The organism is Curtobacterium sp. MCBA15_008 (genome assembly GCF_001865065.1).
Taxonomy (GTDB): Bacteria; Actinomycetota; Actinomycetes; order Actinomycetales; family Microbacteriaceae; genus Curtobacterium.
Genome location: NZ_MJGN01000011.1, coordinates 76812 through 99650 on the forward strand (window position 1 = coordinate 76812; position 22839 = coordinate 99650).

Here is a 22839-nt window from a genome sequence, read left to right on the forward strand (position 1 = left end):
GCCGCGGGTCCGCCTGCCCCGCGCGAGATCGTCGCACGCCCGAAACAATCGGCAGCGGGGTACACGGGGCTGTGAACGGGCGCGGCCGGCACCGTAGGAACGAGGGATGCCGACCACCGTGTTCTGCCTCCACGCCCTCGGGTCGAGCTCCGAGGAGTTCGTGGGCCTGCGCACCCGGCTCGCCGGCACCCTCGACCTGGTCGGCATCGACCTGCCCGGGTTCGGTCGGTCGTCGTCCGCGACCGGCACGACCGTCGAGGAGATGACCGAGCTCGTCGAGCGCGCGATCGGCCGGAGCGGCGCGACGGAGTGGGCGCTGATCGGACACTCGATGGGCGGCAAGGTCGCCTCGATCGTCGCCGCCCGGACCGTCGACGGCTCGAACGGGCTGTTCGGGCTCCGCGCCGTCGTCCTGCTCGCCGCCTCACCGCTCTCGCCCGAGCCGATGGACGAGGAACGACGCGCGACGATGCTCGGCTGGGCGGCGGACGGCGAGATCGGACCGGACGAGGCCGAGGCGTTCGTCGACGCCAACACCGCGGCACGCCTGCCCCTCGAGCCGCACACCCAGGCCGTGCACGACGTGCAGCGGGCCGTCCCGCAGGCCTGGACGGACTGGCTCGTCCGGGGCAGCCGCGAGGACTGGTCCTCCGCGTACCCGCCGAACCCGGTGCCGGCGCTCGTGCTCGCCGGTGCCGAGGACGGCGACCTCGGACCGGACGCCCAGCGCGAGCTGAACCTGCCGCACTGGCCCGCCGGCGAGTTCGCCGTGGTCCCCGGAGCAGCGCACCTGCTGCCGTGGGAACAGCCGGACTCGGTCGCCGAGCGCATCCGCGACTTCTGGGACCGTCGCGTCGACCACGGCCCGGTCGTGCCGGAGGACACCGCGCGACTGATCGCGTCGCCCCGGGTGAGTGCCCGCACCCGCGGGATCCTCGCCGTGCGGGCACTGCCGGACGATCCGGACCGTGCACCCCGAGCCCTGAGCCGCGAGCAGCTCGACACCCTGCGCGCCGTCGCCCGGGTCGTCGTGCCGCAGCCCGGCGACCGGACCATCGACCTGGCGCTCCGCGTCGACGACCAGCTCGCCGACGGCCTCGGCGACGGATGGCGGCCGGACGGACTGCCCGCCGACGTCGACGCCTACCGGGCGGCACTCGACGCACTCCGGGCTTCGGCAGCGAAGGGCGACGACCACCTCGCCGATGTCCTCGCGTCGATCGACGCGGGCGAGTACACGCCGGCGTCGGGCGGCCTGGATGCCGCACAGCTGCAGGCGTGGGCCGAGGACGCTGGCGTGGACCTCGCGAAGCAGTGGGTCGCCCACCCGGCGACGATGGCCGAGATCGACTACGACGGCTTCGCCAACGGTGGCGACGGCCTGCGGAAACAGGGCTTCCTGCTCCTCGGAGCCGGACAGCGCGAAGCATGGGAACCGGCAGGAGCCGAACGATGAACCTCTCCGGACAGCGCCAGCACGACGAGGACGACGTCGTCGACGTGGTCGTCGTCGGCACCGGTGCGGGCGGCGCACCGCTGCTCGCGACCCTCGCCCGCCGCGGCCTGCGGGTCGTCGCGCTCGAGGCCGGGCCGAACACCGAGCCGGGCGAGCACACCCCCGACGAGGTCGCGGCACCGGGCGACATCAACTGGATGGACGAGCGCATCAGCGGTGGCAGCGCCCCGACCGCGTTCGGCCCGAACAACAGCGGGACCGGGGTCGGCGGCTCGACGCTGCACTGGGGCGCGTTCACGCCGCGGCCGAACCGGCACGACATCCACCTGCGCACGGACTCGGGCGAGGGCGAGGACTGGCCGATCGACCACGACGAGCTCACCGGCTGGATCGAGCAGGTCGAGCACGACGTCGGCGTCGCCGGACCCGCGCACTACCCGTGGGACCCGGCCCGCCGCTACCGGATGGGTCCACCGCCGCGGAACGCCTCCTCGGACATGATGATCCGCGGAGCCGCCGCGGTCGGGATCACCGCGACCGACGCACCCGTCGGACTCACCACCGAGGACCGGCACCAGGAGCACCACGGCCTCCGGCAGGCGTGCGTGTCCTGCGGGTCCTGCCACCAGGGGTGCCGCAACGGCGCGAAGGTGTCGATGGACACCACCTACCTGCCCGCCGCCGTCGCGTTCGGCGCCGAGATCCGCGCCGAGGCGTTCGTGCACGGCATCGAACTCGACGCCCGGGGCGAGGTCGAGGCCGTCGTCTACCGCCAGGGCGGACGCGACCACCGTCAGCGCACCCGTGCGCTGGTGCTCGCCGCCGGGGGGATCGAGACCCCGCGGCTCCTGCTGCACACCGGTCTGGCGAACAGCAGCGGGCAGGTCGGCCGGAACTTCACGGCGCACGGCGCGACACAGGTGTGGGCGACGTTCGACGAGTCGATGCGCTCCTACCGCGGCTACCCGTCGTCGATCATCACCGAGGACTTCGTCCGACCGTCCGACGCCGACTTCGCCGGCGGGTACCTCATCCAGAGCCTCGGCGTGCAGCCGCTGACCCTCGCCACGTCGCTCGTCCGAGGCGGAGGGCTGCGGGGCGCGGCGCTCGTCCGGGCCATGCGGGACTACCCGAAGATGGCCGGGGTCGGCATCAACGCCGAGTGCCTGCCGTACGACGACAACCGCCTGGTGCTCGCCGACGAGGTCGACGGGAACGGGGTCCCGAAGGCCCGGATCACGTTCTCCCCCGGCTCGAACGAAGCGGCCATCACCCGGCACGCCGTCCGCACGATGACCGCGATCGTCGAGGCCGCGGGCGGGCGCGACGTCCGGGTGCTCGACCGGACGGCGCACACCGTCGGCACCGCCCGGATGGGCACCGATGCGGCGAACTCGGTCGTCGACGCCGCCGGTCGGTCGTGGGACGTGCCGAACCTCTGGGTCGTGGACAACTCGGTGTTCCCGAGCTCCCTCATCGCGAACCCGGCGCTGACGATCATGGCGCTGTCGCTCCGCACCGCCGACCGCCTAATGCGCGACGACGCCCGCGCCGACCGCGAGGCCGCCCTCGCCACCGCCTGACCGCTGATGTATCACCTAGGCTGAGTGCAGGAGGAACACACCGCCGGGTGACGCCTCCCGGGGCAAGCGTGAAGCCCACCACCGCGACAACGGTGATGGGCTTCGGTTGCTCTCCGAGTGGAAAGCCGAGGACGGGCAAATCGTCCCCGAGTCGTAACGCTCGGGCCCAGTGTAATCGAGCTCCATCCCGATCGCACGCCCGTCCCGGCCGTCCGCCCTTCGTGTCCGCCGGCGCTGACACCGGAGGTGGTCTCGATGTCGAACGACATCGATCCCAAGCCCAGGCGTCAGGTGCTGTGGTTGGGGGTCGCGGGCTTGCTCGTGAACCTCACCAGGCTCCTGGTCGATCTGGTCCGGAAGGACTGAGACAAGGACGTGCCGCACCGATCTCGGTCGGTGCGGCACGTTCCGGGGCGGCGGATCAGCCGCGGGTCCGTGCCAGCCGCCGGTTGAGCGCCCCGTTCAGCAGCGCGACGAGCAGCCCCACCGCGAACACCAGCGTGCCGAAGCAGAGCACCTGCGGCGGCATCCCGGCCTTCGCGGCGCCGTAGACGAACAGCGGGAACGTCACCGAGGGTCCGGCGACGAACGACGTGATCACGTAGTCGTCGATAGACATCGCGAGCGCCAACAGCCCGGCGGCGAGCATGCCCGGCGCGAGCAGCGGCAGGGTGACGAGCCGGAACGCCTGGAACGGCGTCGCGCCGAGGTCCCCAGCGGCCTCCTCGAGCGCCCGCGAGGTCCCCGCGATCCGCGCCCGGAGCACCACGACCACGTACGCGACGTCGAACGCCACGTGCGTGATGAGCACGGTGAGGAACCCGGTGCCGAGCCCGATCGACAGGAAGAACGACAGCGACGCGGACCCGACGACGATCGACGGCGCGGCGATGTCGGCGAACACGACGGCGTTGACGGCACCCCGCCCGGGGAACTTGTACCGCTCGAGCGCCAGGGCGAGCGGCAACCCGATCGCGACGGACACGATCGCGGCCAGGAACGCGATGACGACCGAGGTGACGAACGCCGCCCCGAGCCCGGAGACGTTCACGAGGTTGGCGTACCAGTAGGTCGTGAAGCCGTTCCAGGCGAAGGACAGCCGGTTCGTCGGGGCGTCGTTGAACGAGTACACGATCATGTAGACGATCGGCACGAGGGTGATCGCGATGACCACCCAGTACACGATGGCGAGCCACGGCCCGCGGCGGTTCACCCCGTGGCGACGCGGACGGCCGGCGACGGAACCGGTCACGGGCGAGGCCGGACCGGCGGCGGTGCGGGATGGTGCGACGGCGGTCATACGAGGTCCTCGAGGTCGTCGGTGCCGGACACACGGGCGTAGATGAACAGGATGATGCCGAGCACGACCATGAGCACGGTCGACAGGGCGGCGGCGACGTTGTACTGCTGGTTGCCGGAGTAGGCGTCCTGGATCGCCTGGCCGATCGTGTACGTGTTCGTCCCGCCGAGCAGCGCCGAGTTCACCGGGTCCCCCACGGAGTCGATGAACACCAGCAGGACCCCGGCGAAGATGCCCGAGCGGGACAGCGGCAGCGTGGTGTGCCAGAACGCCCGGAACTTTCCCGCGTACAGGTCGTTCGCCGCTTCGCCGAGCCGTGGGTCGATGCGCTCGAGCGCGGCGTAGATCGGCAGCACCATGAAGGCGAGGTCGTTGTACGCGTCGCCGAAGATCACGGCGCCACCCGTGCCGAGGATGTGGAAGTCCTTGCCGGCCAGGCCGATCGCCTGCAGCGTCGAGACGACGGGGCCCTGCGACGCCAGGACGAACGCCCACATGTCGGTCCGGATGATGAACGACACCAGGAAGCTGACGAACACGAGCATGAGCAGCGGGTTCTTCCACCGGGGCGACACCCGGAAGGCGATGAAGTACGCCACCGGGTACCCGACGATGATCGTGACGACGGTGGCGGCCGCGCCGTACCAGAGCGAGCGGAGCAGGAACGTCAGGTAGGGCACCTGCGGGTCGACGAACAGGGCCGAGTAGACCCCCCAGTTCCACGTGAACGTGTAGCCGTCGTCCGGGTTGCCCGACATGAGCGACACGATGAGCCCGGACACCAGCGGGATGACGAAGAAGACGCAGAGGTACGCGGTGCCGACGAGCGCGAGGAAGAACGGCGTGCTCCGACGCCGCCCCCGGCGGACGGGTGCCGGCGCAGCGCCCAGCCCCGGTGCGAGCGCCGTCACGACTGCACCACCGCGTTGAAGACCTGGTTCCACTCGGAGTACTCGTCGTAGTTCTCGAACACCCGGAACTCGTGCGACTTCTCGAGGACCGCGTCCGACGGGAACACCAGGGGGCTGTCGGCGACGGTCGGGTCGTCGAGGACGTCACGGACGTAGTCCTCGGCGTCGGGCACCGGGCAGACGTAGTTGACGTAGTCCTCGACGATGCCGGCGGCCTTCGGCGTGTAGTAGAAGTTCATCCACTCGAGCGCCGACACCGGGTTCGCCGCCTGCCGCGGGATGAGCATGTTGTCGTGCCAGGTCATCTGGCCCTCCTCCGGCGTCACGAACTCCAGGTGCGGGAAGCCGGACTGCTGCGCCTGGAACACGTCACCCGACCAGGCCTGGGTGATCCAGGTGTCGCCGTTCTCGAGCCGGTTGATGTAGCTCTGGTCGTAGAACCCGGTGACGCTCGGCCGGAGCTTCCGCAGCCAGTCCTGCGCCTTCCGCCAGTCCGCGGGGGTCGACGTCTCGGGGGCGATGCCGAGCGCGAGGAGGCCGAGCGAGCCGAGCTCGGTGTTGTCGCTCATCAGTCCGATGCGGCCGGCGAACTCGGGGTCGAGCAGGTCGTGGAAGGACGTGATCTTCCGCCCGGTGTACTTCGGGTTGTACGCGAGTCCGGTGAACCCGGTCTGCCACACCACGGAGTGCTCGTTGCCGGGGTCGTAGATCGGGTCCTTGACCGACTCGGAGGCGTTCGCCGCGAAGTTCGACAGCCGCGAGTGGTCGAGCTTGCAGACGAACCCGTTCTTGATCATCTCGGTGAGCTCGTACCCGTTCGTCATGACGACGAGGTCGTAGCCGGTGGCACCGTGGGCCCGCAGGATCGGGGAGACGGTGGCGTAGAACGTCGCGTTGTCCTGGACGACGGCCTGGTAGTCGACGTCGATGCCCGTCTCCTTCCGGAACAGGGCGAGCGACTCGGACTTGCCGTGGTCGGAGTCGATGTAGAGCGGCCAGTTCGCGAACTTGAGCTCCTTCGTCGCCTTCGCGTCCTTCCAGAAGCGCTTCCAGTCCACCGTGTCGTCGGCCGACGCCGCCGACCCCTTGATGCTGCAGCCGGCCAGCAGCGCCGCCATCGCGGCGGCCCCGCCGCCGGCGAGCAGGCCGCGTCGGCTGACGCGTGCCGACGTCAGCCCGCGGAGGACGTCGGGACCGGTCGCGCGACTCACGCGACCGCTCCCGCGGTGGCCGGTGCGGACTGGAGGCGCGGGTCGGCCCCGGCGGTGACGGTCGCGTCGGACGCGGGGTGCGCCTCCAGGCCGAAACCGTGGTCGACGCCCCACGTGAGCCAGACCTCGGTGCCGGTCGCGATCCGCGGGCCGCCCTTCGAGTTCTGCGCGAACACCGAGACGCGACCGGCGCCGGGCACGTCGACCAGGTACTGGGTGCTCACCCCGGAGAACGAGACGTCGACCACGCGGCCGGGGCCGAGGATGTTGCGGCCGGCCTCGGGGGTGGGCTCCGCCGCCCGGATCTTGAGCTTCTCGGGGCGGACGCCGACGACCACGCGACCGGAGGTGGCGACGGCCCGTGCAGCCGGGACGGCGATGGTGCCGGCCGCGGTCGCGACGACCAGGAGCTCGCCCTCGGTCCCGCGCACCTCGCCCTCGAGCAGGTTCGACTGCCCGAGGAAGTTCGCGACGAACGCGGTGCGGGGCAGTTCGTACAGGTCCTGCGGGCTGCCCATCTGCTCGATCCGGCCGCCGTTCATGACGGCGACCGTGTCGGCCATCGTCATCGCTTCCTCCTGGTCGTGCGTGACGTGCAGGAAGGTGAGCCCGACCTCGGCCTGGATCGTCTTCAGCTCGAGCTGCATCTGGTGGCGGAGCTTGAGGTCGAGCGCACCGAGTGGTTCGTCGAGCAGCAGCAGGGCCGGCCGGTTCACGATGGCCCGGGCCAGGGCGACCCGCTGCTGCATGCCGCCGGAGAGCTGCGCGGGCCGCTTGGACGCCGACGCCTCGAGCTCGACGAGCCGCAGCGCCTCCTTCGCCTTCGTCATCGCGTCCGGGATGCGGCGGCGCTTCAGCCCGAACGCGACGTTGTCGAGCACGCTCATGTGCGGGAACAGCGCGTAGTTCTGGAACACCGTGTTGACCGGCCGCTGGTACGGCTTCGTCTCGGTGACGTCCTGGCCGCCGATCGTGATCGTGCCGCTCGTGGGCTCCTCGAGTCCGGCGACGAGCCGCAGCGTCGTGGTCTTGCCGCAGCCGGACGGACCGAGCAGGGCGAAGAACGATCCAGCCGGCACGGTGAGGTCGAGGGCGTCGACCGCGGTGTGGCCCGGGAAGGACTTGGTGATCCGGTCGAGCCGGAGGTCCGCGCCGGATTCGGCGAACGTGCCGGTCATTGCCATGGTGCCTCCAGGAGGTGTCGGGTTCAGCCGATGTAGGACATGACGTGCTTGATGCGGGTGTAGTCGTCGAACCCGTACTGGGACAGGTCCTTGCCGTAGCCGGAGTGCTTGAAACCGCCGTGCGGCATCTCGGCGACGATCGGGATGTGCGTGTTGATCCACACGCACCCGAAGTCGAGGTCGCGGGCGAAGCGCATCGCCCGCGCGTGGTCGGTCGTCCACACCGAGCTCGCCAGCCCGTACGCGACGCCGTTCGCCGCGCGCAGGGCGTCCGCTTCGGTGGCGAACCGCTGGACGGTCTGCACGGGGCCGAAGACCTCCTGCTGGACGATGCGGTCGTCCTGACGGAGGCCGGACACGACCGTGGCCTCGTGGTGGAAGCCCCGGTCGCCGAGTCGGTGGCCCCCGGCCTCGACGATGGCGTGGTCGGGCAGCGTGTCGAGGAAGGAGCGCACCTGGGCGAGCTGGGCCGCGTTGTTCACGGGGCCGAAGTACGGGTCGGCCGCGTCGGGGCCGGTCTGCGCGTTCGTCCGGGTCGCGGCGGCGAGCTCGGCCACGAACTCGTCGTGGATGCCGTCCTGCACGAGCAGCCGGGTCGCCGCGGTGCAGTCCTGCCCGGCGTTGAAGAACCCGGCGGCCACGATGCCGGCCACCGCGGACGGGACGTCGGCGTCGTCGAACACGATCACGGGGGCCTTGCCGCCGAGTTCGAGGTGCGTGCGCTTGAGGTCGCCGGCGGCGGCGCGGGCGACCTCCATGCCGGCGCGGACGGACCCGGTGATGGACACGAGCTGCGGGGTGGGGTGGTCGACCATCGCGGCGCCGGTGGTGCGGTCCCCCACGACGACGTTGAGGACGCCCGGCGGCAGGAACTCCGCGGCCACCTCGGCGAGCAGCAGGGTCGACAGCGGGGTGGTGTCGCTCGGCTTGAGCACGGTCGTGTTGCCCGCGGCGAGCGCCGGCGCGAACTTCCACACCGCCATGTTGAGCGGGTAGTTCCACGGGGTGACCTGGGCGACGACGCCGATGGGCTCGCGTCGAACGAACGACGTGTGGTCGGCCAGGTACTCGCCGGCGCTCCGGCCCTCGAGGTTGCGGGCGGCGCCCGCGAAGAAGCGGATCTGGTCGACGGAGAGCAGGATCTCGTCCTCGACCAGGGTGGCCCGGGGCTTCCCCGTGTCGAGGGACTCGAGGTCGGCGAACTCCGATGCCCGCTGCTCCATTGCGTCGGCGATCCGGAACAGTGCCAGCTGCCGTTCCCCGGGGGTCGTGCGCCGCCAGGTCTCGAACGCGGTGCTCGCGGCGGTGAACGCGGCGTCGACGTCGGCGGCCGTGGACACCGGCGACGTGCCGTACACACGCTCGTCCGTCGGGTCCACCAGATCGAAGGCGGTGTCGGCGCGGGACGCGACGGAGGCACCTCCGACGAAGTTCTGCACGGTGTGCGGCATGGCGGCGATACTGGCACGGATACCGGCGGTTCGGAAGACTTGTAACAACGGAAATCGTCGCGAAACACGGTGTTCACAACGGAATCCCTTGCTTTTCCGCGGAGGGCGCTGCCATGCTGTCCGGCATGGCGGCAGCACCACGACGTCCCGGTCCCATCGACGACATCTCCAAGCGCATCATCGAACAGCTCCAGGCGGACGGCCGCCGTCCGTACGGGGAGATCGGCAAGGCCGTCGGGCTCAGCGAGGCCGCCGTCCGGCAACGGGTGCAGAAGCTCACCGAGACCGGGGTCATGCAGATCGTCGCCGTGACCGACCCGATGCAGCTCGGGTTCCACCGGCAGGCGATGATCGGCATCCGCGTGAACGGGGACACCCGGAGCGTGGCCGACGCCCTCGAGCAGCTGCCCTCGGTCGACTACCTCGTGATGACCGCCGGCAGCTTCGACCTGATGGTCGAGGTCGTCTGCGAGGACGACGACGACCTCATCGAACTGCTCAACGGCACGATCCGGGCGATCCCGGGCGTGACCGCGACCGAGACCTTCGTCTACCTGCAACTCCGCAAACAGCTCTACGACTGGGGAACGCGATGACCATGTCCGACCAGAAGACCGAACAGCCCACCCGCCTCGGCTCGTACGACCCGTTCGCCCCGGTGGACGACGCCGACCTGCAGCAGAAGTCCCGCGACCACCTGTGGATGCACTTCGCCCGGCACGGCGCGAACCAGGCCGGCGCCGACGTGCCGATCATGGTCCGCGGCGAGGGCCACCACGTCTTCGACAGCCACGGCAAGGGCTACATCGACGGCCTCTCCGGCCTGTTCGTCGTCGCCGCGGGCCACGGCCGGAAGCGCCTGGCCGAGATGGCCGCGAAGCAGGCGGAGACACTGTCGTTCTTCCCGATCTGGTCGTACGCGCACCCCGCGGCGATCGAGCTCGCGGACCGCCTGGCCGACCACGCCCCGGGTGACCTCAACAAGGTGTTCTTCTCGACCGGCGGCGGCGAGGCCGTCGAGACCGCGTTCAAGCTCGCGAAGTACTACTGGAAGCTCCGCGGCAAGCCGATGAAGCACAAGGTGATCTCCCGCGCGGTGGCCTACCACGGCACCCCGCAGGGCGCCCTCGCGATCACCGGCATCCCGGCGATGAAGCAGATGTTCGAACCGCTCACCCCCGGCGGACTCCGTGTCCCGAACACGAACTACTACCGCGCCGACGAGATGGGCTTCGCCGGGCAGAGCGAAGAGGAGTTCGGCTTCTGGGCGGCCGAGCGCATCCGCGAGATGATCGAGTTCGAGGGCCCCGACACCGTCGCCGCCGTCTTCCTCGAGCCGGTGCAGAACTCCGGCGGCTGCTTCACCCCGCCGCCCGGGTACTTCCAGCGGGTCCGCGAGATCTGCGACGAGTACGACGTGCTGCTCGTCTCGGACGAGGTCATCTGCGCCTTCGGCCGCATCGGCACCATGTTCGCCTGCGACACGTACGACTTCGTGCCGGACATGATCACGTGTGCGAAGGCGATGACCTCGGGCTACTCGCCGATCGGCGCGACGATCATCAGCGACAAGCTCTTCGAGCCGTTCTCGAAGGGCGACACGACCTTCTACCACGGGTACACGTTCGGCGGGCACCCGGTCTCCGCCGCCGTCGCGATGGAGAACCTCGACATCTTCGAGGAAGAGGGCCTGCTGCAGAACGTGCAGCAGAACGCCCCGCTCCTCAAGGCGGAGCTCGACACTCTGAAGGACCTGCCGATCGTCGGCGACGTCCGCGGCGCCGGGTACTTCTACGGCATCGAGCTCGTGAAGGACAAGGCCACGAAGACGACCTTCGACGACGACGAGTCCGAGCGGCTGCTCCGCGGGTTCCTGTCGAAGGCGCTGTTCGACGCCGGCCTGTACTGCCGTGCCGACGACCGCGGCGACCCGGTCGTGCAGCTCGCCCCGCCGCTCACCATCGGGCAGCCGGAGTTCCGCGAGATCACCTCGATCCTGCGGAGCGTCCTGTCCGAGGCCGCGTCGAAGATCTGACCGTGACCGGCTACCGGGGCGTCTCGTTCTGGCTCGACCAGCTCGCGGCCACCGGCCGCGACGACCTGACGCCCCGGCCGCCCCTGGACGGCGACACGACCGCCGACGTGTGCATCGTCGGGGGTGGACTGACGGGTCTCTGGACCGCCTGGTACCTGCACCAGGCCGACCCGCGCCTCCAGATCGTCGTCGTCGAACGCGAGATCGCGGGGTTCGGTGCGTCCGGACGGAACGGCGGATGGTGCTCGGCCCTGTTCCCGCGGTCCGCCGCGTCCGTCGCCGAGGAACACGGCCGCCAGGCCGCCCTCGCCCTCCGCGCAGCCATGCGTGACACCGTCGACGAGGTCGGTCGCGCCGCGGAATCGGCCGGCATCGACTGCGACTACGTCAAGGGCGGCACCGTCCTCTACGCGCGATCCGCCGTGCAGGAGCGCGCCGCGCGCGACGAGGTCGCGGCCTCGGCCGAGTGGGGCGACGAGATGACCTGGCGCCCGGCGCGTCCGGGTGACGCCGCCGGATCGGCCGGCGTCGCGTGGACCCCGGACTGCGCGCGCGTCCAGCCCGCAGCACTGGTGCGTGGCCTGGCGGCCGCCCTGGAGGCACGGGGCGTCCGGATCGCGGAGCACACCCCCGCCGTGTCGTGGGCTCCAGAACGCGTGGTCACCTCGCGCGGGACCGTCTCGGCCGGCGCCGTGGTCATCGCGGTCGAGGGCTACGGCGCGCAGCTGCCGCAGACCCGACGCCGGGTCCTGCCGCTGTACTCGCTCATGATCGCCACCGCTCCGCTGCCCGCCGCCGTGTGGGACCGGATCGGACTCGAGCACGGGCAGACGTTCTCCGACTACCGGCACCTGCTCGTCTATGGACAGCGGACCGCCGACGACCGTCTGGCCTTCGGCGGACGCGGCGCGCGGTACCACTGGGGGTCCGCGATCACGCCGGGCTACGACCGGGTGCCGCGGGTGTTCGACCACCTGCGGCGGTCCCTGGTGGAGCTGTTCCCGGCCGTCGCCGACGCACCGATCACGCACACGTGGGGCGGCCCGCTCGGGGTCCCGCGCGACTGGTGCGCGTCGGTGACGTGGGACGGGCACGTCGGCACCGCCGGCGGCTACGTCGGCGACGGGCTGTCGACGACGAACCTCGCCGGGCGGACGCTCGCCGACCTCGTGCGCGGGGTCGCGTCGCCGCTGACCGCGTTGCCGTGGGTGAACCACAGGTCGCCGGACTGGGAACCGGAACCGCTCCGCTTCCTGGGGGCGAACGCCGGGCTCGTGGCGACGGACCTCGCCGACCGCGAGGAAGCACTGACCGGGCGTCCGAGCCTGGCAGCGCGGCTGATGGCGCCGCTGACGGGAGGACACTGATGGACGTCGACGTCGTGGTGGTCGGTGCCGGGGTCGCCGGGCTCGCCGCCGCTCGGGCCCTGGCGCTCGGCGGGCAGCGGGTCGTGGTGCTCGAGGCCCGCGACCGGATCGGTGGGCGCACCTGGACCGACTCCACGCTCGGGGTGCCCGTGGACCTCGGGGCGTCGTGGATCCACGGCATCGAGGGCAACCCGCTGTGGGGCCTGGCGCCCCGGTTCGGCATCGGCACCGTCGAGTTCACCGTCGGCAGCTTCCAGTTCGACGGCCGACCGATCGCGTGGCACGGCCCGTCCGGCGCGCGCCTGTCAGCGGCCGACGCGGCGTCGTTCTTGGCCGACCTGCACACCGTCGACGCGGCCCTCGACGCCCTGGTCGCGTCCGCACCGCCACCCTCGACCTACGCGGCCGCCGTCGACACCGTGCTGCGGTCCCTGCAGTGGAAGGGCGACCGGGCCGCGCGGGTCCGGGAGTACATGGCGCACCGCTCCGAGGACCTCTGCGGCGCACCCGTGACCGTCCTCGACGCGCACGGGTTGGAAGAGGAACACGTCCCCGGCGACGAGGTGGTGTTCCCCGGCGGGTACGGGCAGTACGCGGAGGCCCTGTCGGCGGGGCTGGACGTCCGGCTGTCGTCGGTGGTGCGGTCCGTGTCGCAGTCCGACACCGACGTGGTCGTCGGACTCGCCGACGGGTCGACGATCACCGCGCAACACGCCGTCGTGACCGTCCCGCTCGGGGTGCTGCAGGCCGGCGACGTGACGTTCGACCCGCCGCTGTCCGATCCGGTGGTCGGTGCGATGGGACGCCTCGGCATGGGCGCGTACGACAAGGTCTTCCTGCGCTTCCCCACCCGGTTCTGGGACTCGTGGGTCGTGCGGCAGCAGGGGCCGGCCGGGGTCGACTGGCACTCCTGGTACGACATGTCCCGGGTGACCGGCGAGCCCGTGCTGGCGGCACTCGTCGGCGGTTCCGGGGCGCGGCGGCTCGAGACGCTGCCCGACGCCATGATCGTCGACGAGGGACTCGCGGCGCTCCGGAGGATGTACGGCGACTCGGTCCCGGAGCCGGAGGCGTACCGGATCACACGCTGGGCGGCGGACCCCTTCGCGCGCGGCTCGTACTCGTACCTGCACGTCGGGGCGTCGGCCGACGACCACGACCTGCTCGGCACGCCGTCCGGCCGGGTCCAGCTCGCGGGCGAGGCCACGTGGGGCGACGACCCCGCGACGGTGCACGGGGCGCTGCTGTCCGGTCTGCGGGCGGCGTCGCGGCTGCTCGGCACCGAGGTGGCCGCGTCGACCCTCGCGGAACCGCTCCCCGCCGCCATCGACCACGACGCGCCGCCCGGGTCCACGGGGGACGTGGGCGGTGGACGACACTCGGGGTCGTGACCACTCCGCGGCCTCGGCCCCAGCACGAGCACCGGGCTCCCGTCGCCGTGGCGGTCCTGGTGAACCTGGCGCTCAGCCTGTTCCTGCCGAGCGAGGTGCTGTTCTTCCCGTCATGGGTCGTCCCGGTGCTCGGTGTCCTGCTCCTCAGCCCGCTCATCGTCTTCAACCCGCGGCGGTTGACGCGGGAGACGACCTGGTCGCGGTGGCTGTCCTTCGCCCTCGCGATCCTGCTCACCGTCGCGAACCAGCTCACCGTGGTGCGGACGATCGAGGTGCTCCTCGGCGGCCACGCCGACGGGGGCGCCGTCCTGCTCACCGCGCTGCAGGTGTGGGTGAGCACGATCATCGCTTTCGGGCTCGTCTACTGGGAGCTCGACCGCGGTGGTCCGGTGGCCCGTCGTCGCCCCGAACTCTGGTCGAGCGACGAGGCCGACTTCCAGTTCCCGCAGGAGACCGACGCGAAGACCGCGGCCTGGCGTCCGGTGTACCTCGACTACCTCTACGTCGCGATGACGAACATGGTGGCCTTCAGCCCGACCGACACCATGCCGATGACGGTCCGCGCGAAGATGATCATGGCGTACCAGGCGCTCGGCGGGTTCATCCTGCTCGCCCTCGTGATCTCGCGAGCGGTCAACATCATCAGCTGATCGACACCCCCGTCAGCTCCTCGGAGACGGTCCAGAGCCGGGCAGCCGCCTCGTGATCGCGCATGGGCGCCCACGGCTCCTGCGGCGCTGCCGGCCCGCCGACGTTCCCGCGCCAGGCCGGACCGGTGAACCCGCCGTCCAGCTCGGGCGAGGTCGCGGCGAGCAGCGCCGGTTGCCCCGCGGTCTCGGCCGTGCCGACGAGCAGCCCGCGTGCCGAGAGCCACCGGATGACCCGGACCTGCGTGGTGTCACGACCACGGCCGACCTCGGGACGAGCCGCGAGGAGGCTCGTCGGTGCGACCCCGGGGTGGCTGACCGCGGCCGTGACACCCCAGCCGGCCGAGCGACTCCGGCGGCTCAGCTCGAGCCCGAAGAGGGCGCACGCCAGCTTCGACGCCCCGTACGCGCGCATCCCGTCGTACGCGTGCTCGGACTGCAGGTCGTCCCAGGGGATCGACGCGCGGCGTGCGGCGATGCTCGTCTGCATCACGACCCGGCCGCCGCCGTCCCGGAGGAGCGGCATCACGGCTCCCACGAGCGCGAAGTGCCCGAGGTGGTTGGTGCCGAACTGCAGCTCGAAGCCGTCGGTGGTCGTCTGGCGTTCCGGCGGGGTCATCACCCCGGCGTTGCCGACGAGCAGGTCGACCGGGGCGCCGTCCGCGGCGAGCCGGTCGCCGAGGGCGTGCACCGACGCGAGCGACGACAGGTCCAGGTCCTCGAGCCGGAGTCGTGCCGCCGGGTGGCGATCGCGGATGCGGTCGACCGCGGCCTCGCCCTTCCGCCGGTTCCGCACCGGCAGGACCACTTCGGCACCGGCACCGGCCAGACGCGCGGCGATCCCCAGTCCGATGCCGTCGCTCGCACCCGTCACGAGGGCCAGGCGGCCGGTCAGGTCGGGCAGGGGCAGTTCGTCGACGTGTCGGGGCATCAGGTCCTCCTGGGTCATCGGGCCGCCGGTGCGATCCGTCGACACCAGACTGCGGCCGTGCACGATCGACATCCACGGCCTGACGATCCGTGGCTCCGGCGACGCGGGGGCGCGATGATGGCACGGTGATCGATCGATCGTCCCTGGCCGACTTCCTCCGCGGCCGACGCGAAGCCCTGCAGCCGGAGGACGTCGGCCTCAACCGCGGGCAGCGTCGGCGGACCACCGGCCTCCGTCGCGAGGAGGTGGCACTGCTCGCCAACATGTCGGCCGACTACTACGCGCGCCTCGAGCGGGAGCGCGGCCCGCAGCCGTCCGAGCAGATGCTCGCGGCGATCGCGCAGGGGCTGCGACTGTCGATCGACGAGCGGGACCACCTGTTCCGCCTCGCCGGACACCAGCCCCCGCAGCCCGGCCCCGGTGGCGACCACGTGAGCCCCGGCATGATGCGCATCTTCGACCGCCTGGTGGACACCCCGGCGGAGATCGTCACGGAGCTCGGCGAGACGCTGCAGCAGACGCCGCTCGCTGCCGCCATCACGGGCGACGCCGCAGAACGGTCCGGGGACATGCGGAGCATCGGCTTCCGCTGGTTCACCGACCCGGCCGCGCGGGCGCTGCACCCGGAGGAGGACCACGAGTTCCTGTCCCGCATGTACGCCTCGGGCCTCCGTGGCATCATCGCGCAGCGTGGTCCGACGTCACGGGCCGCCCACCTGGCCGAGGTCCTGCTCGCGGAGAACGCGGAGTTCCGGGAGGTCTGGGCCAGGCACGAGGTCGGGATCCGCCCCCGAGAGGTCAAGCACTTCCGTCACCCCGAGGTCGGGCTGCTCACGCTCACCTGCCAGGTCCTGCTCGATCCCGAGCGCTCGCACGCCCTGCTCGTCTACACGGCGGAACCGGGGAGCGAGAGCGCCGACCGGCTGCGCCTGCTGTCCGTGATCGGGACGAGCGTCCTCCCCGGCTAGTCCGCCCGACGGGCCCTCGGGCCGGATGGCGGGCACCCCGCGCCGTTCAGCGCGGGGTGCCCTGGGTCTCAGCCCTTGCGGAACAGCTCGTGCAGGAGCCGGGCCACGGTCACGAGCAAGCTCGCGATCCCCAACCACGGCACCGGACGGCCGCGACGCGGTTCGTCGTCGTGCGACATCCGACCACCTTCGTGTCAGCGCCGGCGGACACGAGAAGTGCAGGCCGAGGGATGCAACTCGCTCGAGGAGCGGGTTACACTGGATCCGAGTTTCAGGCTCGGGACCCGTTGCGTCCCTCGTTCTCCACTCGGAGGACAAATCGAAGCCCACCACTGTTGTCGCAGTGGTGGGCTTCATCCTTGTCCGGGCCGTCGTCCCGGCGTGACTCCGGCCCACAGCCAGCATACCGATATTCCGGTTGCACACCGGGGGCTTGTGCTCGTTGATCGGCTGATCAACAATGGCGCCATGGACGTCATCACCGGCTCGACGCCGCGGTCTCCCCTCCACCAGGACACCGGTGCCCCTCGCCGCACCCTCCGCGTCGCCCTCGTGCAGACACGATGGCTGGCGGACCCGGAGGAACACCGGCGACAGCTCGCGGACGGCATCGCCACGGCAGCCGCGAACGGCGCGACCGCGGTGTTCCTGCAGGAGCTCACCCTGCTGCGCTACCCGGGCGACACCCCGGCGTCCGGCGTCCCGAAGGACCTCGCCGAGTCGCTCGAGGACGGCCCCACGATCACGTTCGCCCGCGCGCAGGCGATCGAGCACGGGGTGTTCGTGCACGCGTCGCTGTACGAGCGCCCCGCCGACGACGACCGGCCCGACGACCCGCGCGGCTACAACACGGCGATCCTCGTCGGCCCCGACGGCACGGTGGTCGGCCGGACCCGCAAGACGCACATCCCGATCAGCGCCGGCTACCACGAGGACACCTACTTCCGCCCGGGCAGCGACGCCGACGCCTTCCCCGTGTACGAGCCGCCGGGGCTCGGCGCACGGGTCGGGCTGCCGACCTGCTGGGACGAGTGGTTCCCCGAGGTCGCGCGGTCGTACGGGCTCGCCGGGTCCGAGGTCCTGGTGTACCCGACGGCGATCGGCTCCGAACCGACCTTCCCGGACTTCGACACCGCGCCGATCTGGCGGCAGGTCATCGTGGCGAACGGCATCACCGCCGGGCAGTTCATGGTCGTGCCGAACCGGTGGGGCGACGAGGGTGGCATCACCTTCTACGGGTCGTCGTTCATCTCGGACCCGTTCGGCCGGGTCCTCGTCGAGGCGCCGCGCGATGCCGATGCGGTGCTGGTCGCGGACCTCGACCTCGACGCCCGCGTCGAGTGGCTCCGCCTCTTCCCCTTCTACGTGACACGGCGACCCGACCTGTACGGCGGCCTGGTGCAGGAGGTCGACCCCGTCCGCGGCGGGTACGGCGCGCACGAGGCGATCCGCGCCTCCAGGCCGGTCCCGCCGACCGACGGCCGCTCGCCGGAACCGGCCGGCGCCACCCGACCGGCGGTCCTGTCGTGAGCTGGCGGATGCCGGCGGAGACGGCTCCGCAGGACCGCACGTGGATGGCGTTCCCACGGCCCGGCGTCACCCTCGGCGACGACCCGGCGAGCGCCGAGGCCGCGCGGATCGCGTGGGCCACGACCGCGAACACGATCAGCGAGTACCAGCCCGTCACGGTCGTGGTCGACCCGGTGGCACGGGCCGATGCGGACCGGTTGCTCTCCGGCGACGTCGAGGTGCTCGAAGCGCCCCTCGACGACTTCTGGATGCGTGACATCGGGCCGACCTTCGTCCTCGACGACGAGGGCGACCTCGGCGCCGTGGACTGGGTGTTCAACGGCTGGGGCGCGAACGCGTGGGCGACCTGGACGCGTGACGCCGAGGTCGCCGCGACCGTGGCGCACGCCGCGGGTGCAACGCGGATCCCCTCGCTCCTGGTCAACGAGGGCGGTGCGATCCACGTCGACGGCACGGGGCGGGTGCTCGTGACGGAGACGGTGCAGCTCGACCCGCGGCGGAACCCGTACGCCGACCGCGGCCGTGTCGAGGAGGAGCTGGCCCGGACGATCGGGGCGACGGACGTGATCTGGCTCCCCCGCGGACTGACACGGGACTACGACGGCCTGGGCACCCGCGGGCACGTGGACATGGTGGCGACGTTCCCCGAGCCCGGTGTCGTCCTGCTGCACGCCCAGCCCGACCCGGCGCACCCCGACCACCTCGTGATGCCGCAGATCCGTCGCGCGCTCGAGCAGGCGGCCGACGTGACGATCGTCGAGCTCCCGGCCCCGGCGACCCTGGCCGACGACGGTGGTCCGGTGGACTGGAACTACGTCAACCACGTCGTCGTGAACGGTGCGGTGATCGCGTGCGGGTTCGGCGAACCGGCGGCGGACGACCGGGCCAGGGGCATCCTGGCGGACGTGTACCCCGGGCGCGAGGTCCGCACGGTCGACGCTCGCGAGGTCTTCGCGCGCGGCGGCGGCCTGCACTGCATCACCCAGCAGCAACCGGCACGGCCGACAGAGCCCCCGACCGCCTGATCCGCACCCGACGCGGTGTACATCGTCTCCGACTGCCCTGTACACCGCGTCGGGTCCGCCGGGCACGAGCGCGTCGGTATGGTGCTCCGAACCGAACGGCCCGGGCACCGACGCCCGGCCCCGATCCAGCAGGGAAGTCAACGCATGGCATCACCCACCGTGGTCACCGCCCCGACCGCTCCGGCGCGGCGTGGATCGCTGCAGCGGAGCCTCGGCCTGTGGGCGATCGTCGGCCTCGGGCTCGGGTACATGACCCCGACCGTCGTGTTCGACACGTTCGGCATCGTGTCCGACGAGACGAAGGGGGCCGTGCCGAGCGCATACCTCATCGCCCTCGTGATCATGCTCCTGACCGCGGTGAGCTACGGGAAGATGGTCCGCGTCTACCCCGCCGCCGGGTCCGCGTACACGTACGTGCGGGAGTCGATCCACCCGAACGCCGGCTTCATGGTCGGTTGGGCATCGCTCCTCGACTACCTGCTCCTGCCGATGGTCAACGCGCTCATCATCCGGCTCTACCTCGAGCAGGTCTTCCCGGCTCTGCCGCCGTGGGTGACGGTCGTGGTCTACACGGCGTTCGTCACCACGGTGATCTGCCTGTCGATGCGCGGCACCTCGAACCTCAACATGGTCCTGCTCATCGGTGCGATCCTCGCGATGATCGCGTTCGTGGTCTTCGCCGTCATCGAACTCGTCCAGGGCGCCGGAGCGGGGACGCTCGTGAGCACGCGGCCGTTCGTGCACGACGGGGTCACGATGTCCGCGCTCCTCACCGGCGCGACCGTGGTCTGCTTCTCGTTCATCGGGTTCGACGCGGTGACGATGTACACGGAAGAGGCGAAGTCGGTCCGGATCATGCCGAAGGCCATCCTCATGACGGTCCTCATCGGCGGCCTGATCTTCCTGGTGTCGTCGTACTTCGCCCAGCTCCGGTTCCCGACCAACGCCCCCTTCGGCGAGTTCACCGACGACCCGCTCCCCCAGATCGGTCTGCTCGTCGGCGGCCGCGTGTTCCAGGCGATCCTCGTCGCCGCCGGGTTCATCGCCGCACTGGCGTCGGGGCTCGCCTCGCACGCCAGCGTCGCCCGCATGCTGCTCGTGATGGGCCGGAACAACGTGCTGCCGAAGCGGGTGTTCGGGTACGTCAGCCCCCGCACGCGCACCCCGATCCCGAACGTCGTCTTCGTCGGTCTGGTCACCCTGCTCGCGATGTCGTTCTCGCTCGACACGATCTCGTCGTACATCAACTTCGGCGCGCTGATCGCGTTCACGTTCGTCAACCTGACGGTGATCGTGCACTTCGCCTGGCGCGAGGGTCGCCGCCACACGGCCCGCGACCGCTTCACCTTCGTGGTGATGCCGGGCGTCGCGATGCTCCTCACCGGTGTTCTCTGGTCGCAGCTGCACGCCGACGCGCTGATCGCCGGCGGCGTGTGGGCGGCCATCGGGTTCGTGTACCTGCTGGTCATCACGAAGGGGTTCCGGGTGCAGCCGAAGGGCTTCGACGAGAACCAGCCGGTGACCGGCGTCAACAAGCAACTGACCGACGAGCAAGGCTGAGGAGCACCATGACCGACACCACCAGCACCGCGACGGACACCACCAGCACCGCGAGCACCGCCGCCGGCACCCGCTACGCCGTCACGGACCCGGCCTCCGGCGAGGTGCTCCGCACGTTCCCGACGATCACCGACGACGAACTCCGCGCGGCGATCGACACCGCCGACCGAGCGCACACCGCCGACCGCAGCACCGCCGCCGACCGCGCGGCCCTGCTCCGTCGCGTCGCCGAGCTCTACCGGGAGCGCCGCGACGACCTGGCCGCCACGATCGTGCGCGAGATGGCGAAGCCGATCGACCAGGCCGTCGGCGAGGTCGACTTCTGCGCCGACATCTACGACTACTACGCCGACCACGCGTCGGAGTTCCTGGCGGACCAGCCGATCACCCTGGCCGCCGGCAGCGAGGGCTCGGCGTTCATCCGGAAGTCCTCGATCGGCGTCGTGCTCGGCATCATGCCGTGGAACTTCCCCGCGTACCAGATCGCCCGGTTCGCCGGTCCGAACCTGCTCATCGGCAACTCCGTCCTGCTGAAGCACGCTCCGCAGTGCCCGGAGTCGGCGCTCGCGATCGAGCAGGTCTTCCACGACGCCGGCTTCCCCGAGGGTGCGTACACGAACGTGTTCGCGTCCAACGACCAGATCGCCGACGTCATCGCCGACCCCCGGGTGCAGGGCGTCTCGCTGACGGGCTCGGCCCGTGCGGGTGCCGCGGTCGCGGAGATCGCCGGCCGGAACCTGACGAAGGTCGTGCTGGAGCTCGGTGGGTCGGACCCCTTCATCCTGCTGTCGACCGACGACCTCGACGCCGTGGTCGAGTCCGCCGTCGCCACCCGCCTCGAGGGCAACGGGCAGGTCTGCAACGCCGCGAAGCGCTTCCTGGTCGCCGACCACCTGTACGACGACTTCCTCACGAGGTTCACCGCAGCGATGTCCGCCGTCGAACCGACGGACCCGACGACCCCCGGTGCGGAGCTCGGCCCGCTGTCCTCGCCGGCCGCCGCCGACCGCCTCGAGGAGCAGCTCGCGAGCGCCCGCAGTCAGGGTGCGACCGTCGTGACGGGTGGCGAACGGCAGGGCAACGCGTTCACGCCGACCGTCCTCACGGGCGTCACGCCGGACAACGACGCCTACCGCGAGGAGTTCTTCGGCCCGGTCGCCGCCGTCTACCGGGTCGAGGACGAGGACGCCGCGGTCACGATCGCGAACGACACCCCGTACGGCCTCGGCTCGTACCTGTTCACGACCGACGCCGACCAGGCACTCCGCGTCGCGGACCGCATCGAGGCCGGCATGGTCTACGTGAACATCGTCGGCGCGGACAGCCCGGAACTGCCGTTCGGCGGCGTCAAGGCGAGCGGCTTCGGCCGCGAGCTCGGCCCCCTGGGGGCCGACGAGTTCGTCAACAAGAAGCTGATCCGCATCGGCTGACCGCCGCTCTGTGCCCGGCTCCACGGCGGACGGGAGGCGCGGTGCCAGCCGGCACCGCGCCTCCCGTCCGTGAGCCGGTCCGGTTCAGACCGCGATCCGCCCACCGTCCACCGGCAGGACCGCACCGTGCACGAACGACGCCGCGTCGGTCGCGAGGAACACGATCGCCTCGGCGATCTCGGACGCCGTCCCCGGGCGCCCGGCGGGACCAGCCGCGGCCAGTGCGTCGAGGCTCTCACCCATCGCCGCGGTGCCCTCGGTGCGGGTCGGACCGGGGCTGACGGCGTTGACCCGGACGCCTGCCGGACCGAACTCGGCCGCCCACGACTTCGTGAGCAGCACGAGCGCCGCCTTGCTCGAGCCGTAGAGGGCCATGCCCGCCGCACCGAACTCGGCGACCATCGTGGTGACGTTCACGACGGCGCCGTCACCCCGCTCGGCCATCGCGGGTGCGAGTGCTGCGACGAGGAAGTACGGCGCCTTGACGTTGATGTCGAAGACCTCGTCGAAGCCCTGCTCGCTGGTGCCGGCCGTCGGGCCGAACGGGAAGACCCCCGCGCTGTTCACGAGGACGTCGACGTGGCCGCCGCCGAGTTCGGTCGCTCGGGCGGCGAGCTCCTTCGCGCTCGCCTCGTCGCGCAGGTCCGCGGAGACGAAGTCGGCGCTGCCACCGGCGGCACGGATCGCACGGACGACCGCGTCGCCCCGCTCGGCACTGCGGCCGGACACGACGACGTGCAGCCCTCGGGCCGCGAGGAGTTCGGCGGTGGCGCGGCCGATGCCGCTCGTGGCACCGGTGATGAGGGCGGTCTTGGTCATGGTGGACATCCTGTCTGAACAGATCGGTTCGGTTTGGTGC

General features: G+C 71.4%; 19 protein-coding genes. 12 read left to right on the top strand and 7 right to left on the bottom strand.

What is annotated here, in order from left to right; translation table 11 throughout:
• The first annotated feature begins 106 nt into the window (after positions 1 to 106).
• Positions 107 to 1456 (top strand): alpha/beta fold hydrolase, encoded by a 1350-nt coding sequence (locus BIU96_RS05585; protein ID WP_083402685.1) that lies wholly within the window; start codon positions 107 to 109, stop codon positions 1454 to 1456.
• Positions 1453 to 3039 (top strand): GMC family oxidoreductase, encoded by a 1587-nt coding sequence (locus tag BIU96_RS05590; RefSeq protein ID WP_071291625.1) that lies wholly within the window; start codon positions 1453 to 1455, stop codon positions 3037 to 3039. The genes BIU96_RS05585 and BIU96_RS05590 overlap by 4 nt, the downstream gene beginning before the upstream one ends.
• Before the next feature lie 421 nt (positions 3040 to 3460).
• Here the strand turns inward: BIU96_RS05590 and BIU96_RS05595 are convergent, their stop codons facing one another.
• From BIU96_RS05595 to BIU96_RS05615, 5 genes are read right to left on the bottom strand one after another with little or no spacing between them, the layout of a single operon-like run.
• Positions 3461 to 4339 (bottom strand): ABC transporter permease, encoded by an 879-nt coding sequence (locus BIU96_RS05595; protein WP_071291626.1) that lies wholly within the window; start codon positions 4337 to 4339, stop codon positions 3461 to 3463.
• Positions 4336 to 5250 (bottom strand): ABC transporter permease, encoded by a 915-nt coding sequence (locus tag BIU96_RS05600; protein ID WP_139199835.1) that lies wholly within the window; start codon positions 5248 to 5250, stop codon positions 4336 to 4338. Before BIU96_RS05600 ends, BIU96_RS05595 begins: the two co-directional genes overlap by 4 nt.
• On the bottom strand, positions 5247 to 6461 hold the full coding sequence (locus tag BIU96_RS05605) for a PotD/PotF family extracellular solute-binding protein (RefSeq protein ID WP_071291627.1): 1215 nt from the start codon (positions 6459 to 6461) through the stop codon (positions 5247 to 5249). The genes BIU96_RS05600 and BIU96_RS05605 overlap by 4 nt, the downstream gene beginning before the upstream one ends.
• On the bottom strand, positions 6458 to 7645 hold the full coding sequence (locus BIU96_RS05610) for an ABC transporter ATP-binding protein (RefSeq protein ID WP_083402686.1): 1188 nt from the start codon (positions 7643 to 7645) through the stop codon (positions 6458 to 6460). The genes BIU96_RS05605 and BIU96_RS05610 overlap by 4 nt, the downstream gene beginning before the upstream one ends.
• Before the next feature lie 23 nt (positions 7646 to 7668).
• The gene (locus BIU96_RS05615) at positions 7669 to 9096 is read right to left on the bottom strand and encodes an aminobutyraldehyde dehydrogenase (RefSeq protein ID WP_071291629.1); all 1428 of its coding nucleotides are present in this window, start codon (positions 9094 to 9096) and stop codon (positions 7669 to 7671) included.
• A gap of 125 nt (positions 9097 to 9221) precedes the next feature.
• On the opposite strand from BIU96_RS05615, the gene BIU96_RS05620 reads away from it, so the two are divergent.
• Genes BIU96_RS05620 through BIU96_RS05640 form a run of 5 tightly spaced genes read left to right on the top strand, consistent with a single transcriptional unit; the run spans position 9222 to position 14539 of the window.
• Entirely contained in the window at positions 9222 to 9692 is a 471-nt protein-coding gene (locus tag BIU96_RS05620) for an Lrp/AsnC family transcriptional regulator (RefSeq protein ID WP_166645667.1), read from the top strand.
• A gap of 2 nt (positions 9693 to 9694) precedes the next feature.
• On the top strand, positions 9695 to 11131 hold the full coding sequence (locus BIU96_RS05625) for an aspartate aminotransferase family protein (RefSeq protein ID WP_302847718.1): 1437 nt from the start codon (positions 9695 to 9697) through the stop codon (positions 11129 to 11131).
• Positions 11132 to 11133: 2 nt separating this feature from the next.
• Positions 11134 to 12498, top strand: coding sequence for an FAD-binding oxidoreductase (locus tag BIU96_RS05630; RefSeq protein WP_071291631.1), 1365 nt, complete (start codon positions 11134 to 11136; stop codon positions 12496 to 12498).
• Positions 12498 to 13889 carry an NAD(P)/FAD-dependent oxidoreductase gene (locus BIU96_RS05635; protein ID WP_071291632.1) on the top strand — a complete coding sequence of 464 codons (1392 nt, stop codon included), beginning with the start codon at positions 12498 to 12500 and terminating at the stop codon, positions 13887 to 13889. Before BIU96_RS05630 ends, BIU96_RS05635 begins: the two co-directional genes overlap by 1 nt.
• Positions 13886 to 14539: a DUF1345 domain-containing protein gene (locus tag BIU96_RS05640; protein WP_071291633.1), complete on the top strand. Its 654-nt coding sequence runs from the start codon at positions 13886 to 13888 to the stop codon at positions 14537 to 14539. Before BIU96_RS05635 ends, BIU96_RS05640 begins: the two co-directional genes overlap by 4 nt.
• On the opposite strand, the gene BIU96_RS05645 is transcribed toward BIU96_RS05640, so the two are convergent.
• A complete protein-coding gene (locus BIU96_RS05645; protein WP_071291693.1) occupies positions 14532 to 15467 on the bottom strand; it encodes an SDR family oxidoreductase in 936 nt (311 codons plus the stop codon). The two genes, BIU96_RS05640 and BIU96_RS05645, sit on opposite strands and share 8 nt — an antisense overlap.
• 125 nt (positions 15468 to 15592) lie before the next feature.
• Between BIU96_RS05645 and BIU96_RS05650 the strand changes: the two genes are divergently transcribed.
• The 5 genes from BIU96_RS05650 to BIU96_RS05670 all read left to right on the top strand — a co-directional run bounded on the left by BIU96_RS05650 (position 15593) and on the right by BIU96_RS05670 (position 21980).
• Positions 15593 to 16435, top strand: a complete 843-nt coding sequence (locus BIU96_RS05650; protein ID WP_071291634.1) for a helix-turn-helix transcriptional regulator — start codon at positions 15593 to 15595, stop codon at positions 16433 to 16435.
• Positions 16436 to 16903: 468 nt separating this feature from the next.
• On the top strand, positions 16904 to 17965 hold the full coding sequence (locus tag BIU96_RS05655; RefSeq protein ID WP_071291635.1) for a nitrilase-related carbon-nitrogen hydrolase: 1062 nt from the start codon (positions 16904 to 16906) through the stop codon (positions 17963 to 17965).
• Positions 17962 to 18990, top strand: a complete 1029-nt coding sequence (locus tag BIU96_RS05660) for an agmatine/peptidylarginine deiminase (RefSeq protein WP_071291636.1) — start codon at positions 17962 to 17964, stop codon at positions 18988 to 18990. Before BIU96_RS05655 ends, BIU96_RS05660 begins: the two co-directional genes overlap by 4 nt.
• 144 nt (positions 18991 to 19134) lie before the next feature.
• Positions 19135 to 20550, top strand: coding sequence for an APC family permease (locus BIU96_RS05665; RefSeq protein ID WP_175477466.1), 1416 nt, complete (start codon positions 19135 to 19137; stop codon positions 20548 to 20550).
• 8 nt (positions 20551 to 20558) lie between these two features.
• The gene (locus BIU96_RS05670) at positions 20559 to 21980 is read left to right on the top strand and encodes an NAD-dependent succinate-semialdehyde dehydrogenase (RefSeq protein ID WP_071291637.1); all 1422 of its coding nucleotides are present in this window, start codon (positions 20559 to 20561) and stop codon (positions 21978 to 21980) included.
• A gap of 84 nt (positions 21981 to 22064) precedes the next feature.
• Here BIU96_RS05670 and BIU96_RS05675 read toward each other — a convergent pair whose 3' ends face one another.
• Complete coding sequence (locus BIU96_RS05675; protein WP_254785985.1) at positions 22065 to 22799, bottom strand: SDR family NAD(P)-dependent oxidoreductase; 735 nt, start codon at positions 22797 to 22799, stop codon at positions 22065 to 22067.
• Positions 22800 to 22839 lie beyond the last annotated feature (40 nt).

Bases quoted from the DNA above. Each gene is read 5' to 3' on its own strand.
- BIU96_RS05625 (WP_302847718.1), top strand. From the start codon at position 9,695: ATGTCCGACCAGAAGACCGAACAGCCCACCCGCCTCGGCTCGTACGAC.
- BIU96_RS05595 (WP_071291626.1), bottom strand. From the start codon at position 4,339: ATGACCGCCGTCGCACCATCCCGCACCGCCGCCGGTCCGGCCTCGCCC.
- BIU96_RS05645 (WP_071291693.1), bottom strand. From the start codon at position 15,467: ATGCCCCGACACGTCGACGAACTGCCCCTGCCCGACCTGACCGGCCGC.
- BIU96_RS05620 (WP_166645667.1), top strand. From the start codon at position 9,222: ATGGCGGCAGCACCACGACGTCCCGGTCCCATCGACGACATCTCCAAG.
- BIU96_RS05590 (WP_071291625.1), top strand. From the start codon at position 1,453: ATGAACCTCTCCGGACAGCGCCAGCACGACGAGGACGACGTCGTCGAC.
- BIU96_RS05615 (WP_071291629.1), bottom strand. From the start codon at position 9,096: ATGCCGCACACCGTGCAGAACTTCGTCGGAGGTGCCTCCGTCGCGTCC.
- BIU96_RS05670 (WP_071291637.1), top strand. From the start codon at position 20,559: ATGACCGACACCACCAGCACCGCGACGGACACCACCAGCACCGCGAGC.
- BIU96_RS05655 (WP_071291635.1), top strand. From the start codon at position 16,904: ATGGACGTCATCACCGGCTCGACGCCGCGGTCTCCCCTCCACCAGGAC.
- BIU96_RS05635 (WP_071291632.1), top strand. From the start codon at position 12,498: ATGGACGTCGACGTCGTGGTGGTCGGTGCCGGGGTCGCCGGGCTCGCC.
- BIU96_RS05610 (WP_083402686.1), bottom strand. From the start codon at position 7,645: ATGGCAATGACCGGCACGTTCGCCGAATCCGGCGCGGACCTCCGGCTC.
- BIU96_RS05675 (WP_254785985.1), bottom strand. From the start codon at position 22,799: ATGACCAAGACCGCCCTCATCACCGGTGCCACGAGCGGCATCGGCCGC.
- BIU96_RS05585 (WP_083402685.1), top strand. From the start codon at position 107: ATGCCGACCACCGTGTTCTGCCTCCACGCCCTCGGGTCGAGCTCCGAG.
- BIU96_RS05665 (WP_175477466.1), top strand. From the start codon at position 19,135: ATGGCATCACCCACCGTGGTCACCGCCCCGACCGCTCCGGCGCGGCGT.